The organism is Pseudoalteromonas sp. 2CM28B (genome assembly GCF_023161935.1).
The window spans coordinates 410461-428619 of the sequence record NZ_JALNTH010000002.1; the positions used below are offsets into that span (position 1 = coordinate 410461).

16 protein-coding genes are annotated in these 18159 nt (G+C 40.6%); 4 read left to right on the forward strand and 12 right to left on the reverse strand.

Going from position 1 to position 18159, the window contains the following annotated elements:
* Window positions 1-23 precede the first annotated feature (23 nt).
* The 6 genes from MTN96_RS04345 to glk form a co-directional block, all read right to left on the reverse strand.
* Window positions 24-1148 (reverse strand): sterol desaturase family protein, encoded by a 1125-nt coding sequence (locus MTN96_RS04345; protein WP_036982652.1) that lies wholly within the window; start codon window positions 1146-1148, stop codon window positions 24-26.
* 135 nt (window positions 1149-1283) lie between these two features.
* On the reverse strand, window positions 1284-2288 hold the full coding sequence (gap, locus tag MTN96_RS04350; protein WP_036982650.1) for a type I glyceraldehyde-3-phosphate dehydrogenase: 1005 nt from the start codon (window positions 2286-2288) through the stop codon (window positions 1284-1286).
* A complete protein-coding gene (eda, locus tag MTN96_RS04355) occupies window positions 2285-2917 on the reverse strand; it encodes a bifunctional 4-hydroxy-2-oxoglutarate aldolase/2-dehydro-3-deoxy-phosphogluconate aldolase (protein ID WP_076921016.1) in 633 nt (210 codons plus the stop codon). The genes gap and eda overlap by 4 nt, the downstream gene beginning before the upstream one ends.
* A 33-nt stretch (window positions 2918-2950) precedes the next feature.
* Complete coding sequence (gene edd, locus MTN96_RS04360) at window positions 2951-4801, reverse strand: phosphogluconate dehydratase (protein ID WP_248530835.1); 1851 nt, start codon at window positions 4799-4801, stop codon at window positions 2951-2953.
* A 336-nt stretch (window positions 4802-5137) separates the two neighbouring features.
* The gene (locus tag MTN96_RS04365; protein WP_069439485.1) at window positions 5138-6151 is read right to left on the reverse strand and encodes a LacI family DNA-binding transcriptional regulator; all 1014 of its coding nucleotides are present in this window, start codon (window positions 6149-6151) and stop codon (window positions 5138-5140) included.
* Window positions 6152-6180: 29 nt separating this feature from the next.
* The gene (gene glk, locus MTN96_RS04370) at window positions 6181-7179 is read right to left on the reverse strand and encodes a glucokinase (protein WP_214552710.1); all 999 of its coding nucleotides are present in this window, start codon (window positions 7177-7179) and stop codon (window positions 6181-6183) included.
* 290 nt (window positions 7180-7469) lie between these two features.
* Here glk and MTN96_RS04375 point away from each other — a divergent pair, with 290 nt between their 5' ends.
* Both MTN96_RS04375 and MTN96_RS04380 read left to right on the forward strand, forming a co-directional pair.
* On the forward strand, window positions 7470-8486 hold the full coding sequence (locus tag MTN96_RS04375; RefSeq protein ID WP_069439487.1) for a LacI family DNA-binding transcriptional regulator: 1017 nt from the start codon (window positions 7470-7472) through the stop codon (window positions 8484-8486).
* 277 nt (window positions 8487-8763) lie between these two features.
* Complete coding sequence (locus tag MTN96_RS04380; RefSeq protein WP_036982642.1) at window positions 8764-9396, forward strand: trimeric intracellular cation channel family protein; 633 nt, start codon at window positions 8764-8766, stop codon at window positions 9394-9396.
* A gap of 9 nt (window positions 9397-9405) precedes the next feature.
* On the opposite strand, the gene MTN96_RS04385 is transcribed toward MTN96_RS04380, so the two are convergent.
* The 5 genes from MTN96_RS04385 to MTN96_RS04405 all read right to left on the reverse strand — a co-directional run bounded on the left by MTN96_RS04385 (window position 9406) and on the right by MTN96_RS04405 (window position 13511).
* Entirely contained in the window at window positions 9406-9645 is a 240-nt protein-coding gene (locus MTN96_RS04385) for a DUF3955 domain-containing protein (RefSeq protein ID WP_248473838.1), read from the reverse strand.
* Between the two features lie 519 nt (window positions 9646-10164).
* Window positions 10165-10539, reverse strand: coding sequence for a hypothetical protein (locus MTN96_RS04390; protein WP_139129360.1), 375 nt, complete (start codon window positions 10537-10539; stop codon window positions 10165-10167).
* A 173-nt stretch (window positions 10540-10712) separates the two neighbouring features.
* Complete coding sequence (locus tag MTN96_RS04395; RefSeq protein ID WP_036982632.1) at window positions 10713-11921, reverse strand: ABC transporter permease; 1209 nt, start codon at window positions 11919-11921, stop codon at window positions 10713-10715.
* A complete protein-coding gene (locus tag MTN96_RS04400; RefSeq protein WP_248530818.1) occupies window positions 11914-12702 on the reverse strand; it encodes an ABC transporter ATP-binding protein in 789 nt (262 codons plus the stop codon). Before MTN96_RS04400 ends, MTN96_RS04395 begins: the two co-directional genes overlap by 8 nt.
* Complete coding sequence (locus tag MTN96_RS04405; protein ID WP_248530819.1) at window positions 12699-13511, reverse strand: DUF3025 domain-containing protein; 813 nt, start codon at window positions 13509-13511, stop codon at window positions 12699-12701. The genes MTN96_RS04400 and MTN96_RS04405 overlap by 4 nt, the downstream gene beginning before the upstream one ends.
* A 107-nt stretch (window positions 13512-13618) precedes the next feature.
* Here MTN96_RS04405 and MTN96_RS04410 point away from each other — a divergent pair, with 107 nt between their 5' ends.
* Together MTN96_RS04410 and MTN96_RS04415 are read left to right on the forward strand one after the other, a co-directional pair.
* A complete protein-coding gene (locus MTN96_RS04410; protein WP_248530820.1) occupies window positions 13619-15247 on the forward strand; it encodes a M28 family metallopeptidase in 1629 nt (542 codons plus the stop codon).
* 85 nt (window positions 15248-15332) lie between these two features.
* On the forward strand, window positions 15333-16502 hold the full coding sequence (locus MTN96_RS04415; protein ID WP_069439496.1) for a putative manganese transporter: 1170 nt from the start codon (window positions 15333-15335) through the stop codon (window positions 16500-16502).
* Between the two features lie 80 nt (window positions 16503-16582).
* Here MTN96_RS04415 and MTN96_RS04420 read toward each other — a convergent pair whose 3' ends face one another.
* Window positions 16583-18151, reverse strand: a complete 1569-nt coding sequence (locus tag MTN96_RS04420; protein ID WP_248530821.1) for a dihydrolipoyllysine-residue acetyltransferase — start codon at window positions 18149-18151, stop codon at window positions 16583-16585.
* Between the last annotated feature and the right edge of the window lie 8 nt (window positions 18152-18159).

An 18159-nucleotide genomic window follows, 5' to 3' on the forward strand; every position in this document is an offset into this window, starting at 1 on the left:
TGGCCGCAAGCTAAAATTGAACATTATTTTTGTTTTTTAAACGGGTAAATTTGTTGCTTTAGCATACCTACAGGCATGTAATCACCCACAACCCCATATTCTTTAGGCCACTCTGCTTGCCCTTTTACTGCAGTCCCAAACAAGTAATCTAAAAACGAAAAATGAGCTGCATAATTTCTATCAATTGCGGCTTTGTCGGATGCGTGATGCCAATGATGAAACTGCGGTGTAACCATAAAATACTTTAACCACCCAAATTTTACATTTACGTTGGCGTGATTAAATACCGCTTGAAAGCCTACAATAATCACGTACAAACTAATAATTTGCTGTGAAAAACCCAGCACAAATATAGGCGTTAACACTAAACTACGGGTAACCAGTATTTCTAAAATATGCTGACGAGAGCCTGCGAGCCAATCCATTTCTTTGGCACTGTGGTGCACACCATGAAATCGCCATAAAAAGGGGACTTCGTGATACGCACGATGTGTCCAATACTGCATTAGATCAGCCACCAAAATAATTAAAAATAGCTGCAGTATAAACGGCATTTGCGCTATGTAACCTTGTAATGTGCTCGACACCGCCCAACCAAAACCATAATGCACAAAATGATTCGTAACCAGTAATACAAAACCCACTATTAAGTGATTAACAAAAAAATGGTTTAAATCCCCGCGCCATTCACTACGCAGTATTTTTTGCTCCTTTCGATGCGGAAGCAGTTTTTCAATTAAAATAAAAATTAAGGTTGAGCCTAATAAGTCTAATATAAACCAGTCTAAGCCAATATAAGGGGTGTTATCTGCAAAGTCATTCACTTCAACATTCGGACCGCCAAAGCCAATTGCCAGTACGATAAAAAACCACGCAGTCGCACCCAAACGCTTATTGGTATTTCGTACAAAATTTAGTAAGCCTAGACTTCCTGAAATAATAAGGGCAACAAACATAAGCTGACGTAAAAACTCGACGCTATAGCTTTTGCGTAATTCGGGAGTCGTTAAATATTCAGGAAAGTGGAATGCAAGCACTCCTAAGCAACTTAATATTGCCAAAAAGCAAGCAATATAACCGCTGATATTACCCTCACCAATTTGCAGGTGACTGGTGCGAAATATTTTTTTAGTGACGTGTTTTAGCATTATTTCCCTTAATATAATATGCAGTCCCTATTCTAGTGCGTATATTCTAGCAAACTTTGGGCTAACTAAAACACAAAAAAAGCCACGCAGTGCGTGGCTTGGCTGGATAAAGTAAAATTTAACTACACGGAAAAATTATAAATAAGCACCCAGCGCTTTAACTTGATCTAACATGCGGTTTGAGAAACCCCATTCGTTGTCGTACCACGCCATTACTTTAACCAATTTACCATCAGCACGCGTTTGCGTTGCATCAAAAATAGATGAGGCTGGGTTATGGTTAAAGTCGATAGAAACAAGCGGCAGCTCGTTGTACTCTAAAATACCTTTCATTGGCCCTTCTGAGGCTGCTTTAACTACTTGGTTAATTTCTTCAATACTTGTGTTACGCTTAGCAATAAATGTTAAATCAACTAACGACACATTAATGGTTGGTACACGTACCGCCATACCATCTAGTTTACCGGCAAGTTCAGGCAGAACTAATCCAACCGCTTTTGCAGCACCCGTTTTAGTTGGGATCATAGATTGAGTCGCACTTCGCGCACGGTATAAATCTGGGTGGTATACGTCAGATAAATTTTGATCGTTGGTATAAGCGTGAATAGTAGTCATGCTACCTTGTTCAATCCCTACCGTATCGTTTATTGCTTTGGCTACTGGCGCTAAACAGTTAGTTGTACACGACGCGTTTGAGATGATGTTGCTATCGGCATTAATTACATCGCTATTTACACCATGAACTACCGTTGCATCCATATCTGTACCAGGAGCCGATACCACTACTTTTTTCGCGCCCGCTTCAATATGCTTATTAGCCGCTTCGCGTGACGTGAATAACCCCGTACATTCAAGTACTATGTCAACGTTTAACGCTTTCCACGGTAAATTAGCAGGGTCACGTTCTTGCGTTAGCGTGATCACATCATCGCCAATTAGCATAGTGTTATCTTTAAGTGTTACTTGCTGTGAAAAACGACCATGTACTGAGTCAAACTGAGTCAGATGAGCATTTACATTGGCTGGGGCTAAATCGTTAATAGCCACAATTTTAATTTCATTATTTTGCGCTGATTCATACAGTGCACGCAATACATTACGACCAATTCGGCCGTAGCCATTAATTGCTACATTAATCATTTTTGACTCCTATTAACTTCACATGCTTGGCGAGCAAGCGTTTCAATAGCTTGCCAGTCTTTATTTTCAATAAGTTGCTTATCTAACATCCAGGTACCACCTACACAAATAACATTGTTAAGTGCTAAGTAATCAGGAGCGGTTGCTAAACTAATGCCACCGGTTGGACAAAAAGTAATATCAGGCAATGGGCCGCCAATAGATTTAAGCATAGCAGCACCGCCTGCAGCTTCTGCAGGAAAAAACTTTAAGAACTTAAAACCATGAGCAGCTAAGTTCATCACTTCGCTTGGGGTCGCTGCACCGGGTAAAAATGGAATAGAAGACTCTTTTGCCAGCGCCAATAACTCATCGCTAACACCTGGGCTTACCATAAAGTCAGCACCCGCCTTTACTGATGCGTTAAAGCTTGCTTTATCCACCACAGTACCTGTACCAACATAAGCTTCGGGCACTTCCGCTTTCATTAGTTTTACAGCCTCAGCTGCAATGGGTGTACGCAGTGTAATTTCAAGTGCTTTTAGGCCACCGTTATATAACGCTCTTGCAAGTGGTGCGGCATCTTCTAATTTTTCGATTACCACCACTGGCACTACCGGTGCCGATGCTAAGATTTTTTCAATACTCATTACTTGTTCCTCATTACCCAATATGGCTAATTATTATTCAAGTCCAAAAGCACTTGCACCTAAATCGGCACTGCTTACGATATTTCTAAATCCAGTAAATAATTCACGACCTGTACCAAACGTTTGGCTTGCTTGGCTAATTTGCGGCTCTCGTTTAGCAAGCTCTTCATCACTTACATGCACTTTTAAAATACCATTAGGCGCATCTAAAGTAACAATATCGCCTTCATGGATTTTAGCTATAATGCCACCTTCTACCGCTTCAGGAGCTAAGTGGATTGCCGCTGGTACTTTGCCTGATGCGCCCGACATACGTCCGTCGGTAACAATAGCCACTTTATAGCCCTGATCTTGTAATGTTGCCATTACCGGTGTGAGCTTATGAAGCTCTGGCATGCCTTTAGCCTTAGGGCCTTGCTCTTTAAGAACAGCAATGAAATCTTGGTTTAGTTCGCCACGGCTGTAGGCATCTTGTAACTCACCTTGTGAGCTAAATACTTTAGCCGGTGCCGACACCACTTGATGAGACTCTGCAACCGCAGAAACTTTAATAACCGCCTTACCTAAGTTACCCGTTAGTAGCTGTAAACCACCTTGCTTACTAAATGGGTTACTTACTGGGCGAAGTACTTCTTCATCATGTGAGTTTTCTGGACACGCTACCCACTTAACTTTGCTTGGGCCGTTCGCATCACTCATAATTAGGTTGTCGTCTTTATCGAGTAGTGGCTCACACATGTAAGGTGCAAGGCCTTCGCCTAAAATAGTGGTTACGTCTGTATGAAGGTAACCAGCACCTGCTAATTCACGCATTAAGAAGCCCATTCCGCCGGCTGCTTGAAAGTGATTAACATCTGCTGAGCCATTTGGGTAAATACGCGTCAGTAGTGGAACAACCGCTGATAAATCAGACATGTCTTTCCATGTAACTTGAATACCGGCCGCTTTAGCAATCGCCACAATATGGATTGCATGATTAGTTGAGCCACCTGTTGATAACAACCCAACTAAGCCGTTAATTATAGTTTTTTCGCTGATCACATCCGCTAAACACGGGCCATCTTTGTTTTCAGTAAGCTGCTTAAGCATAGTTTCAACCGCATTACCGGTTAAGCCATCACGCAGTTCTGTGTATGGGTTTATAAACGAGCTACCTGGAAGGTGTAAGCCCATAATTTCCATTAGCATTTGGTTTGAATTTGCAGTGCCATAAAATGTACAGGTACCGGCGCTATGGTAAGAAGCGCTTTCAGCTTCTAGTAGCTCTTCACGAGATACCAGTCCTTGCGCAAACTTCTGACGAACACGTGCTTTGTCTTTGTTTGGAATTCCTGACTGCATTGGCCCTGCCGGTAAAAAGTACACAGGTAGGTGGCCAAATGATAAAGCACCAATTAATAGACCTGGGACGATTTTGTCACATACGCCTAAACAAAACACACCATCAAACACGTCATGCGATAACGAAACCGCAGTAGACATAGCAATAACGTCACGAGAAAAAAGCGATAGCTCCATGCCGTCACGCCCTTGGGTCACACCATCACACATCGCAGGTACGCCGCCAGCAACTTGCGCGGTGGCGTCAAATTTAGTGGCAATGCTTTTAATTAAATCGGGGTATTCTTTGTAAGGCACATGCGCAGATAACATGTCGTTATATGAATTGATAATTGCAAGGTTTGGCACCTCGTCTGCTTTTAAACGCGCTTTGTCATCGCTGCTACACGCAGCCATTACATGAGCAATATTGCCACAGCCTAATCCAGCACGAACTCTTGTTTGTTTTTTTGCGTGCGAAATACGCTCTAAATAGGCTTTACGGGTTTGTTTACTGCGCTCAATAACGCGTTCTGTGACTTCTTGAATTCGAGGGTGCAACATAATTTTACTCATCTCTATTCGTTAGAGGATAAAGGCTCAGTAACAACTATAGACTCCACGAAAATAACTGTACTGAGCATCTTTGACTTACCCGTTCAAAGGTACGCTACCAGGGAGCCTCTCACAACAACCCTGACACCGGTGTCAGTCATTAACGCATGACAATGACACCGGTGTCAACCCTTAGTAATAAAAATAGTTCTTTTTTTTAACATGTACAATAAATAAACGTGAATTTTTAATGAAATATCAGTGGAAAATAATGAAGATTAAAATGCAGATAAAAAAAGCCCGAGTAAGCGTCACTCATACTCGGGCTACTGTGAAAAAGCGGTGTTATTTTACGGCTGCGGTAGACTCACGCGTGATTAATTTTGCTTCTAAAATCACTTTATAAGGCGACTCTTGCGGCTCAATAATGTGGGTAATTAATTGGGTAACCGCTTGTTTAGTCATTTCTTCTACAGGTTGAGCTATGGTCGTTAGGCCTGGCCATATATGGCGCGCTATGGGCGCATTATCAAAACCTGCAATAGAAATATCGTCTGGAACGCGTAAGTTGCGCTGAGTGGCTAATTTAAGTACAGCGGCTGCCATGTAATCATTCGATGCAAATACAGCAGTAGGACGTGGAGATAAATCTAAAATACTACGGGCACTGTCTACCCCTGAATGGTAACTAAAGTTACCCTCTTCAACTAAGCGCTCGTTAAATTCAATACCATGGCTTGCCAGTGCGCGTCTGTAGCCTTTAAAACGCTGCTGTGTAGCACTGTGATCTGGGTGACCTTTAATAAACGCGATAGAGGTATGCCCTAGGTTTATTAAATGTTCGGTAATCTCAAATGCGCCCTGCTCGTCATTACTGGTAACAGAAATAGAGTCATCTTCTAAAATAGCAGAAGCCACTCGGGCATAAGGAATTTTTTTCGACTTTAAAAAATCAACCAGTTCTGAAAAGTCACAAAATGGTGGCGTAAGTACTAAACCGTCAAGGCGTGATGACTGTAATAGCTGCTCTATGTTATTAATAAGTGCCTCACCTCTGAGCTCACAAGGGTGAATCAACAAGTTATAGTTGTTTTCTTGGCATGCAGCCAATGCGCCTGTTTGCACACGGGTGATATAACTTTTACTTGGATTGTCGTATAAGCAACCAATAATAAAACTACGGTTTTGTGCAAGTCCTCGAGCAATCGGGTTTGGGGTGTAATCTAGTTCTTTAAATACCGCTAACACTTTTTCGCGTGTAGCTGCACTGACATTAGGCTCATTGTTGAGTACTCGCGATACGGTTTTTTTAGAAACACCTGCATGACTGGCAACGCTGTTTATAGTGACTTTTTTCATCTATTTATTTCCAAATGTATGCAACGTAATTAAACCTGTTGACTCGTATGCAAACACGCGGCAGCTCCAATTAAAGGAATGTTGTCTTGTGTTACTAATGTGACCGGTATTTGACCTGTGTACTGCGACATAATGCCTTTTTGCGAAAAGCGCTCAATAAAGCGACTTTCTAGTAAACGAGCCTGCATGCGTGGTAAAATTCCACCGCCAATATAAAGGCCGCCTAAGGCGCCGTAGGCCAACGCTAAGTCGCCAGCAACACTGCCAATCCAATCACAAAATTGATTAAGGGTTGCTTCACACACTTCACATTCACCGCTGTTGGCTAAGCTACTAATTTGTGCAGCGTCTAAATTCTTTGCGGCGACCCCTTTAACCGCAGCCATTGCTTTGTACAAATGAGCAATGCCAGGACCCGAAAATACCGTTTCTACCGATACATGTGGGTGATCTTTTTTGAGTTCTTGAATAAGTTGAGCGTCGAGTTGATTAACGGCTGCTAAGGAAATATGCCCGCCTTCTGAACTCATCACCGCGCATGAATGTGCGGTTCTAACTAAGCACGCTGCACCAAAACCAGTGCCTGGACCCATTACACCTATATTGGCAGACTCATCCGCTTGACCAGGTTTAACAGTGACATTTTGTGAAGGGTCTAAATACGGTGCTGCGTAGGCAAAAGCAGCAAAGTCATTTATAACGCTTAATTGAGTAAGGTCAAAGTGGTGTTTAAAATCATTGACGCTAAAGTGCCAACCTAAATTAGTTAAGTGAACTTGCCCTGCATTTATAGGGCCTGCTACTGCTAAGCACGCACGTTTAGGATTTATATGAGACACTGTTGATAAGTAGTACTCGGTAGCACTTTCGAGCGATCCATAGTTAGCACTGGGAAACGTAAGATTATGCTCAATGGTAAATTGATTACTTGATTCGTCGAACCCAGTGATCAACGCAAAACGAGCATTTGTGCCGCCAATATCGGCAACCAGAATAGGATCAAAGTGTGTGCTAGAGTGTAAACCCATAGTGTTATCTCTTTTGTTTAAGTAATGAGTACTTATTATTTTAATGGGGTATCATTGATACTTATTTACTTTGAGCTATCACCTCAAAGCAGCTATCACTGTAAAAAAAGCTACCTTAAATAATAAAGGTAGCTAATACGTTTTGACAACAAAATGATAAAACGCCCCTATTGTGACACCGGTGTCATGCCAAAATCAATAAAAAAATGCCTTTATTGATAAATAAGCTTGAAAAAATCCATCAATAAACGAGAATAGTCTCTTATTGTCCTCTTTAGTAAGTAATAGTGATGAAAGGTAAAGCCACCTCGTTTGATATAGCCCATTATGCTGGGGTGTCTCAATCTACAGTTTCTCGTGCTTTACGAAATAGTCCACTGGTAAATGACGAAACACGAAGACGTGTTCACGATATTGCTAAAAAACTTAATTACAAAGTAGACAAAAACGCCAGTAACCTTCGCACTCAACAAAGCAGTACCTTAGCATTATTGTTGTTTGAAGACCCTACCTCAGATGAGTCACAAATAAACCCGTTTTTTTTAGCCATGCTGGGCAGTATTACCCGTGCCTGCGCTAAAGAGGGTTACGATTTACTCGTGTCATTTCAATCGGCAAGTGCTGATTGGCAGGCAGATTACGAAGACAGTCACCGTGCAGATGGCATCATTTTATTGGGTTATGGCGACTACATTGATTTTCAGCCAAAATTTAACACCTTGCTTGAACAAAACACCAAGTTTGTTTGCTGGGGAGCAAGTGTTGATAACCGCCCTGATTTAACCATAAGTTGTGATAATTATGGCGGCGGTAAACTCGCCGCTGAGCATTTTTTGGCACATAGCCGCAAAGACTGCGCGTTTATAGGCGATGCCTCTGATCATAGCCCTGAATTTTTTGCCCGTTTCAATGGTTTTAAAGACGCGTTACAACAAAATGGTATTACACTTAATGATCGTAAAATTGCTAACGCTATTTCTACTGAAGAGTCTGGCTATCATGCCACGCGTTCGTTAATTGCTAATAACATTACCTTTAATGCACTTTTTGCTGCCAGCGACCTTATTGCAATAGGCGCAATACGGGCTTTAAAAGAAGCCAATATAAACGTACCAAAAGATGTGGCCGTAATCGGCTTTGATAATATATCTATTGCCAGTTACATTAATCCGCCGCTGACAACCATAGAGCAAAACACCACTATAGCGGGGCAAATGTTAGTTGAGAACTTATTAAAACTGATTCGTGGTGAACAAGTACAAAGCACCCTACTGCCCCCGCGTTTAATTGCACGTGGGTCGAGCTAACACCGCTTTTAAAAACTAGCAAAAAAAAGGCAATAACACCCTGTCACCCTTAAATTTATTCAGGCTTTATTGCGTTTTACGGTCATTTGTCCTTTTTGTTTTTAACACTAAAGCAAGTGGTTTCTTTGCATTAACAGGCTATTCACACCTTGCTATAACATTAGTTTTTTTAATCTGAAAGTGGCTGTTTTTAATGTAATTTTTCACTCGTCAATGCACTATTTTATCTCTACAATCGCACTTTTATTTTCATGTTAAATTTTCAAGTGATCATCTCATGCTTTTAACCATCGTTTATATTATGGGTATTACAGCAGAAGCCATGACTGGTGCTCTTAGCGCTGGACGCAGAAACATGGATTGGTTTGGTGTTATGTTAGTGGCCAGTGCTACAGCAATTGGTGGTGGCAGCGTGCGAGATATTTTATTAGGTAATTACCCACTGACTTGGGTAAAACACCCAGAATATTTAATGATCACTTGCCTAGCCGGTATTGTGACTACTTGGTTGGCAAAATGGGTGGTTAAATTTAAAGGCATATTTATGCGCCTAGATGCCCTAGGGCTTGCCGCATTTAGTATAATTGGCTGCCAAGTTGGGCTAAATATGGGTTTGCACTATGGAATTTGTGTAGTTGCAGCCATAGTAACCGGTGTATTTGGTGGGTTGTTACGTGATTTAATTTGTCGACAAGCGCCATTAGTACTTCATCATGAACTTTACGCAAGCGTAGCGCTTATCGTTGCTTGTTTATACTTAGCACTGCACCACTACAACATTGATGACAATATCAGCGTGGTTGCAAGTTTAGTGGTAGGTTATTTAATTCGAATGGCATCGGTACGCTTTAAATGGCGCTTACCTACATTTAGTTTGTTAGAACCCTCTAACTTAAATAATGAGCAATAACAACAGCGGTTAATGCCCACCTCCACTAGCGCTTTTAAAGAGCCCTATTACTTTGCGGGCTAATAAACTGGCCACAAAAAATAACCCCAAAGCAAAACACAGCATACTCAAAGGCAAAAATAAGCTTTCATGCAATACACCGTTATTATCAACGTATTGATAATAACTATTCTCTACAAGCATAAAAATAGCGCCTGTTAGTAACAAGCAAAAACCAAGCATCAATGTTTTATTAGTAAGTAAGTGCATAGTATGACCCGTGGTGACTCTTATAAAATAGTGTTTTATCTTTGTATCATCACACAGTCATTTAGAGTGACTGAACAAAGAATTAAGTTACCATTACAAACGCCTAAAATTGGGGCAATTAGCTTTTAAGCGATACGTTTAGACATATAGTAAAAATGGTCGTCATCTTTTTCTATAATAAATCCCGTTCGAGCATAATGCGGGTACGCTGAGCTTATTTTAAAACGCGAAGCCTAAGTTGTATAGCACCTCGGAGCACGGCTAAACGAGAACACTCATTAATTGCTGCTGCACGGCAAAGGTAAATAAAAGAATAATCCATATAATTATTAGCAAGTTATTTGCAAGCGTCAATCTAACCGCCCCTATAATTGAATACATTTCCCAATTAACGAGCAATGTAATAACGATCAGAAAAGAAATAACTCTTTGTCCATACTTGTATACTAAATCTTGCATATCAACCTTACTACCTAAATTAAAAACACCCAGCAACAGCTACTTTAATATATCTTTTATTTACTTTCGAATTTCGCTCAGTGAAGTGGGTCTAAAATTTGAGTTCGTTGTATTAGGTACAACTGATACCCGCTCTGCCTTATTTATTGAGAACTTAAACAAATCTAAATCTTGTGTTTGCTGTACTACACCTGAAACAAAATACGGTATTTTTGAGTTTAAGTTTTCAGCTTTGCCTAGATTATCGTTTAATTCTGATTCTTGAAAATAAGTCGCTGCCGATAAATTTGCATCAAACGGATAAACATCCTGTTCATTAGGCACGCCATCGCCGTATTCGTCTTTATTTTGCCACGTGCCTACCTGGGTAGTTGGCTGAATAGTTTTTGCGCGTAATGGTGTTGTGTATGTTAGCGAGCAAAAAGTGCAGCTCATACTCAATAGTGAGAGATAAAAAAGGGGTATTTACAAGAATCCATCCTTGTTTGGTTAGTCCATAGTTATAATAATAAAGTTTAACTATTTAATTACATAATTCAAACTACCTTAAATGCATAGCTTCGAAAAAAGCATCACTCACGTGATGCTTTTTTATGGTCTATGTTATTTTACCTAAATAGTACATCTTCACGGTTAAACCATTTCACACAAAATGCCAGTAGTGCCCCAGCGATGAATGCTGTTGCTAGGAATATCAATCCCACCAGCGTGTAATCGACGGTGCCTTTAACAATTTCTTTAATCGCTAAAGCGACGTTAGTTACCGGAATAAACGCCGTTTTCGAGCTCAGTTCCATATTAGGCATAATTGAAATAATAATCGGGAAAAACACGACCATGCTTAATGGCGTCATGTAATTTTGCGCTTCTTTAAACGAGCGTGCATAGATTGATATTGCCAGAGCTAATGCAGAAAAGGTTGCTGCTATAGGCAATAATAATACAAAAATCATCAATAAGTCTGTGATAGCCAATGTACTAAAAGCGGCTTTAATAAATTCAAGATCAGCAAATGCCAGCGCTAAGGCTATCCAACACCCCATACTAATTACGGTTATAGTGGTTGATGCAATTGACGTGGTTAATAGAGTAATAAATTTACCCAATACTAGCTCAGTACGAGTAATAGGCGTAAGTAATAACGTTTCTAAGGTACCTCGTTCTTTTTCACCGGCCCCTAAATCAATAGCCGGATACGTTGCGCCTACCAGTACTAACGGGATAAGTAAATAAGGTAAAAACCCACCCACTTTTTCACCTAGGTTTTCGCGTTTATCGGCAGTATCTACTTTAACCACATTAACTGGCTTTAAAATAGCTTCTTGTGCGCTTTTATCTATACCAAAGCTCAATAGTTTACTTTCTTGTAAAGTATCGCTGTACTCTTTAGCAAGCTCTTTTACACGCTCAAATAAGAAGTTAATTGATTTTGAGTCATTAAATACAACTTGCCATTCGCTTTGCTGTTGCTCATTTAATGTTTGCACTGCATCGCTTGGCAGGTATATACCCATGTCGATATCGCCGGCATTAACACCTGTTTTTAGCTCCTCAACACTGTTGAAAGTTTTATCACCTTTATATAACTCAAAGCTTTTGTGATAAAACACTTTATCAGAAAATTCTGGTGCATAGTCGCCATTGATAATCACATAGGTATTTACTTTTTGTTCAGCATCAAGCGCAGCTTGCGAGGATATAAACGCAACCACAGCAAATAACAACGGAAAAACCACAATAGGAAATATCACCACGAACAATAAGGTTTTTTTATCGCGTAGTAGCTCTGTTAATTCCTTTTTAAATACTTCAAACATCATGTTTCTCCGTTAATATGTTAATAAACGCTTGATTTAATTCTTCACTGTTGCCTTCCTGTTTAAATTCAGCAAGCGTGCCATCAAAACAACTAACGCCTTCATTAATTACCGCAACGCGGTCACATAAAAGCGCAACTTCATCTAAATGATGCGTAGAAAAAATAACAGGAGTACCTTGTGCTTTTAAGCCTTTAATAAAGTTGATCACCGTTTGGGTGGTCATAATATCGAGACCGGTAGTTGGCTCATCGAGAATAACAACGTCTGGGTGATGTACCACAGCACGCGCAATGTTGGCTTTTTGCTTCATGCCGGTTGATAGGTTCTCAGCGCGCTTATCAATAAATTTATGCATATCGAGTAAGGTAAATAACTCTTCACAGCGTGCCTTAATAGCCTGCTTGCTCATGCCGTGCAGTTTTGCAAAATACTCTATGTTTTCTTTTACCGTTAAACGACCATATAAACCAGTAGAGCCGGATAAAAAACCAATACACTTGCGCCCAATGAGTGGCTTTTTAATTATGTCGTTTCCTGCAATAGTAATACTGCCATCATCAGGTTTTAAAGCGGTAGAGATCATTCTTAATGTCGTGGTTTTGCCCGCACCATTAGGCCCTAACAGCCCTAAGACTTCGCCTTTTGCACAGCTAAAGCTGACATTTTTAACCGAGTGAAAATAATCTTTATCTTCACGGGGGTCTATATCATCTATTTTATTTTTTTTATGATCTTTAGTGAGCTTAAATTTCTTTTTAAGCGCGGTAACTTCTATCATTTTCGTGTCCTTCGTTTCGGTCTAAAATAGTCCGTGTTATCGTAAAATGATGGATTGTTATTCTCATCACACCAACCAGGAACACCTAATAAAGGTAAAGGTGAAAGCTGTTTGTTATCGGCTAAACAATCATCAGTTTTAATCATCTCATAAAGGCGCTGATCTAGGTACTGGTATTTAGTTACTAAATCTTTACAAAATATTTCATCCGGTACATTTACAAATAAGGCTTTGCCAGTCAGTCCAATATAAGGTTTAGTCAACATTTCGTAGTTAGCATGGCCAAACATAAAAGGCGCAATGGTTTTACCCCACAGCTCTCTATGTTCGATGAAGGCTGTTTTCCATTGATGGTCTCTTAACCACTCCTTCCACTGTGATTCGCTAATAGCTAAAACCACACCGCATTCGTCAAACAGGGTTAAAGCGTTACGATGTTTGCTACGCTGTTTTAATCCATGCTCGGCTATTTCGTCTACATGGCGCTGATTTATTAAGGCTTTTGTTTTTGGAAATAAACACCAAATAAAACCACCAAACAGATCATGCCAGTTTTGTTGTCGGGTGGGCACGTCCCCTGTTTCAAAAATGACTTGTTCATAATAGCGCTCAGCAAAATCAACCTTGGCATCATCGACCAAACGAATGGGGAGATTATTAGCATTGATGGCGTTTAAATACGGGGTAAAGTACGCAGGCTCAGGCCAGTCTGTTTGCTGATCTATTTTAAACAGCTGACGAAGGTGCTCAAATGCACCTCCATTTAGACTCGTTACTTGAAATTGTTCTGGGGGAGTAAAACGCTTCATTGTTACCTTTACTGTACATTTTTATCAGCAACAGTTTACCGCAAAAACTGGTTCTAATTAACAGAAGTTCATATACTAACGTCACTTAGAACAAAAAAAGAGCCAATATGAAACGTTATTTTTCTTTGACCCTAATCACAACGGCAATTTTAGCCGGCTGTGCAACAACAAGTATTACATCTGATGATGTCGCTAAAGGCTACAACAGCATTCAAGCGGATGAAATTGCTAAGCATGTAAAAGTGTTAGCTTCTGATGAATTTGGTGGACGTGCTCCTTCATCTGAAGGTGAAAAGCTTACGCTTGATTACTTAACAAAAGAATTTACTGCTTTAGGCTTTAAACCGGGTAATGGCGACAGCTTTTTCCAAGAAGTGCCGCTTGTATCGTTAGAAGCAGACTCTGATATGGTGCTTAATATTGGCGGTAAAGACTACCAATACAAAAAAGACATGGTTATGGGCAGCAGCCGTATTAGTGCGCAAGAAGGAATTGAAAACTCGGAGCTTGTATTTGTGGGCTACGGTGTTAACGCACCTGAATATAACTGGAATGATTACGAAGGCCTAGATGTTAAAGGTAAAACCGTTGTTATGCTGGTAAACGATCCGGGTTTTGCAACTAAAGATCCAGCTTTATTCACCGGCGATGCAATGACCTATTACGGCCGTTGGACTTACAAATACGAAGAAGCAAGCCGTCAAGGTGCTGCAGGCGCTATTATTATTCATGAAACTGCTCCAGCGTCTTACCCTTGGTCTGTGGTTGAGAACTCATGGAGTGGCGAGCAATTTGGTTTCGTAAAAGAAAACAATAATATGGACCGTGTTGCTGTTGAAGGTTGGGTTACTGTTGATGTAGCAAAAGAGCTTTTTTCTAAAGCAGGCCTTGACTTTGAAACCGCCAAAGCAAACGCTGCCAAAGGTGCTTACCATGTTGATATGGGCGATTTAACAGCCACTGTGAATGTAAAAAACACCATCAAAAAATCGGTATCTTATAACTTTATTGCCACTCTTCCTGGTAGTAAAACACCTGATGAGCATATTATTTACTCTGCGCATTGGGATCATTTAGGAACGGATAAAAACCGTAAAGGCGATCAAATTTATAACGGCGCACACGATAACGCAACAGGTACAGCCGGTATGATAGAAGTTGCCGAAGCCTTTACCAAACTAGGTAAACGCCCTGACCGTTCAATGACCTTTTTAGCGGTAACCGCTGAAGAGCAAGGTTTATTAGGCTCGAAATATTATGCTGCGAATCCAGTTATTCCAGCTAATAAAACCGTTGCAAATATTAATATGGACAGCTTAAACCTATTAGGTAAAGTAAAAGATATTAGTGTGGTGGGTATTGGTAAATCACAAATGGATGAGCTATTAGCAACTGCGGCCAAAGAGCAAGGCAGAACGGTATCGGGCGACCCTAAACCATCTTCAGGTGGTTACTACCGCTCAGATCACTTTGCCTTTGCTAATATGGGTGTTCCTGCCATGTATGCCGGTGGCGGTACACAAGCGTTTGACGATGAAACTGCAAATTACCGTAAGCGTATGAGCTTAGTACTGCGTGGTTGTTACCACCAACCTTGTGATAGATACCGTGATGAGTGGGATTTATCAGGTGCGGTTCAAGATTTACAATTATTTTATAAAGTAGGGTTTGATATTTCACAACAAACTCAGTGGCCTACGTGGAATGAAAACTCAGAGTTTCAACGTAAAAAGTAACTACTGCGCCAACATGCAAATGACATTGATTATCATTTAATAAAATAGTACAGTGCGATCTCATTCTTTAGTTAGGTCGTACTGTATGTTTTTAACATCCCATTTAGGAGTTATTTCGCCAGCTGCAAAACGTGTATTTCATCAAAATAAACGCCTAATTTTACCTCTGTTAATTTTAGCCTGTTTAGCCCTGCCCAGCTTACGCGCCATAACAATTACTGCGCTCAGTGATGCTTTTTTTCAAGTCAGTGTGTTTGTTGCTGCGACCTTATTTATTTACTACTACGCGATTGATCATTTACCCCAACTAGAGCTTCGTTACCTAAATGCTAAGTCACCGGTATTAGAGGTCAGCTTTGCTGCTTTTTTAGGTATGTTACCGGGCTGTGGTGGCGCGATTATTGTGGTGACTCAATTTACAAAAGGCCAAGCTAGCTTTGGCGCAATTGTTGCCGTATTAACGGCCACTATGGGTGATGCCGCGTTTTTATTATTAGCGACTCGCCCTACCGAGGGTTTAACCATCATGGCAATAGGGTTTGTGGTTGGCTCAGTAACGGGTTTAATCGTCAACACACTTCATAAAACAGGCTACTTATGCCCAACTGATCAAAAGCACACACCACAAGTTACCCTTTTACCGACGAAAATAATTACGCTCAGTAAGCCTATTTGGTACATCGCTATTATTCCGGGGTTACTCATTGCCTTTTTACTCGCTTTTAATATTGATTTGAGCCAATTTGGACAGTACACCACAATCACTGTTACTCATTTTGGCGCATTAATGGCGTTGTTTGTCGTATTTATGTGGGCGTTATCTTCAAAAGGTGAAAGCTATAAAGAAGTAACCTCAGAAGAGGATATATGCAGTCCACCTTCACAATTCACAAAAGTACTGCAAGATACGCATTTTGTAACCGCGTGGGTGGTTGCTTCCTTTATATTATTTGAACTATTGGTGACAGTGTTTGGTCTTGATTTAAAAACATGGTTTGTAAATTATGCCTATTTAGCACCTTTAATTGCGGTATTAATTGGTTTTTTACCCGGTTGTGGGCCGCAAATCATTGTGACCACGTTATACATTCAAGGTGTGATACCGTTTAGTGCTTTAGCAGCAAACGCCATTTCCAACGATGGCGATGCGCTTTTCCCAGCCATTGCAATGACACCCAAAGCGGCTATTATTGCTACAATTTATACCGCCATACCGGCATTAATGGTTGGTTATGGCCTGTATTTTCTGAGCTAAATCAGTCTAGCTTTTATTTATTAAGTTATTAAAAAACCAGCTAGTTGCTGGTTTTTTAATTTATAAATGAATATGAAGAGTTAGCGCATTGCCATCACCATTTTAGCTGGCTGCTCTAGGTATTCTTTCCATAAATTATTAAAGCGCGCGATAGTGCCGCCATCAATTACACGGTGATCCCCTGACCAACTTACTTGCATAATTGCACGCGATACCACTTGCCCTTGCTCGTCAAAGCGCGGAAGGTGCTGTAATTTACCTAAGGCAACAATCGCCACTTCTGGCTTATTAATAATTGGCGTAGCTATAGTGCCACCAATCGCACCAATATTGGAAATACTAATAGTACCGCCTTTTAAATCATCTGGTGCTACGCGGCCTTCTCGAGCTGAGTCAGTTAATTGCGTTAAATTATTAGCTACCTCTACAATACTTTTAGTTTGGCAGGCTTTAATATTTGGTACTAATAAGCCCACTTTAGAATCCACTGCAACCCCAATATTGTGATCGTCGTAGTAGGTAATTTCACTGCAATCATCGTTTACTTTTGAGTTAAGTACCGGGAATTCAGTCATTGCCAAGGATAACGCCTTAATAAAAAACGGCATCATCGTAAGTTTAACGCCCTGTGCTTTATATTGCTCTTTAAGATCAGTTCGAAGTGCAATTAAAGCAGTTAAGTCAATTTCATCACTGTAGGTAAAATGTGGAATAGTAGAAACCGACGCCACCATTTGTTTTGCCATGGCCGCTTTAATCCCTTTAATTGCTTCTGTTCGCGTTCCACCCGAACTAGTTGCGTGTCCAGTACTACGAGTGCTTTTACTCTGAGTCGTTTGTGGCTTGTTAAGCTCAGAGGTATCCATACCCGATGGCACTTCATTTTTTATAAACGCTTCAATATCTTCTTTATAAATACGGCCATTTTTACCACTACCTGGTACGCAGGTTAAATCAACGTCAAGCTCACGCGCTTTACGCCTAACCGCCGGTGATGCAACCGCTTTTTCGTTAACTATAGCAGTTTGCGTTTGCTTAGCGGGTGAGTCTGACGTTGCGTTACTTTGTGCTTTTACAACAGCTTGGTTAACATCAACATCTTCTTTTGCTGCTTGCCCTGCAATCGTCATTTGAAATAGTGGGCTATGCACCTTTGCAATTTCACCTTTTTGATAATACAGCTTTTGCACTGTACCTGTGTATTTAGCCGGTATTTGTACTAGCGCTTTATCGGTCATTACATCACAAACGGCTTGATCTTCTTCTATTTCATCGCCCTCTGCCACTAACCATTCAACAATTTCACACTCAACAATACCCTCACCAATGTCGGGTAAAATAAAGTCTTCTAAGTGTTCATGAGCACTTGTTGGTGAAGAAGATGTTTCAGCCTCTTCACTGGGTGCTTCTCCAGCCACATCCATTGCAAATAACGGCGCATGTACTTTAGCAATATCGCCTTTTTTACAATGCAGCTTAGTGATCACCCCATCGTGTACCGCTGGAATTTGCACTAAGGCTTTATCTGTCATCACATCACAAATAGGCTGATCTTCTTTTACAGTGTCGCCCTCTTGTACCAGCCATTCGACTACTTCGCATTCAACTATGCCTTCACCAATGTCGGGTAATATAAAATCTTTAGCCATGGAAACCC

What these genes read in the sequence shown, in the direction of transcription:
- MTN96_RS04345 (WP_036982652.1), bottom strand. Translation starts at nt 1,148, where the DNA reads ATGCTAAAACACGTCACTAAAAAAATATTTCGCACCAGTCACCTGCAA.
- gap (WP_036982650.1), bottom strand. Translation starts at nt 2,288, where the DNA reads ATGATTAATGTAGCAATTAATGGCTACGGCCGAATTGGTCGTAATGTA.
- eda (WP_076921016.1), bottom strand. Translation starts at nt 2,917, where the DNA reads ATGAGTATTGAAAAAATCTTAGCATCGGCACCGGTAGTGCCAGTGGTG.
- edd (WP_248530835.1), bottom strand. Translation starts at nt 4,801, where the DNA reads ATGTTGCACCCTCGAATTCAAGAAGTCACAGAACGCGTTATTGAGCGC.
- MTN96_RS04365 (WP_069439485.1), bottom strand. Translation starts at nt 6,151, where the DNA reads ATGAAAAAAGTCACTATAAACAGCGTTGCCAGTCATGCAGGTGTTTCT.
- glk (WP_214552710.1), bottom strand. Translation starts at nt 7,179, where the DNA reads ATGGGTTTACACTCTAGCACACACTTTGATCCTATTCTGGTTGCCGAT.
- MTN96_RS04375 (WP_069439487.1), top strand. Translation starts at nt 7,470, where the DNA reads ATGAAAGGTAAAGCCACCTCGTTTGATATAGCCCATTATGCTGGGGTG.
- MTN96_RS04380 (WP_036982642.1), top strand. Translation starts at nt 8,764, where the DNA reads ATGCTTTTAACCATCGTTTATATTATGGGTATTACAGCAGAAGCCATG.
- MTN96_RS04385 (WP_248473838.1), bottom strand. Translation starts at nt 9,645, where the DNA reads ATGCACTTACTTACTAATAAAACATTGATGCTTGGTTTTTGCTTGTTA.
- MTN96_RS04390 (WP_139129360.1), bottom strand. Translation starts at nt 10,539, where the DNA reads ATGAGCTGCACTTTTTGCTCGCTAACATACACAACACCATTACGCGCA.
- MTN96_RS04395 (WP_036982632.1), bottom strand. Translation starts at nt 11,921, where the DNA reads ATGTTTGAAGTATTTAAAAAGGAATTAACAGAGCTACTACGCGATAAA.
- MTN96_RS04400 (WP_248530818.1), bottom strand. Translation starts at nt 12,702, where the DNA reads ATGATAGAAGTTACCGCGCTTAAAAAGAAATTTAAGCTCACTAAAGAT.
- MTN96_RS04405 (WP_248530819.1), bottom strand. Translation starts at nt 13,511, where the DNA reads ATGAAGCGTTTTACTCCCCCAGAACAATTTCAAGTAACGAGTCTAAAT.
- MTN96_RS04410 (WP_248530820.1), top strand. Translation starts at nt 13,619, where the DNA reads ATGAAACGTTATTTTTCTTTGACCCTAATCACAACGGCAATTTTAGCC.
- MTN96_RS04415 (WP_069439496.1), top strand. Translation starts at nt 15,333, where the DNA reads ATGTTTTTAACATCCCATTTAGGAGTTATTTCGCCAGCTGCAAAACGT.
- MTN96_RS04420 (WP_248530821.1), bottom strand. Translation starts at nt 18,151, where the DNA reads ATGGCTAAAGATTTTATATTACCCGACATTGGTGAAGGCATAGTTGAA.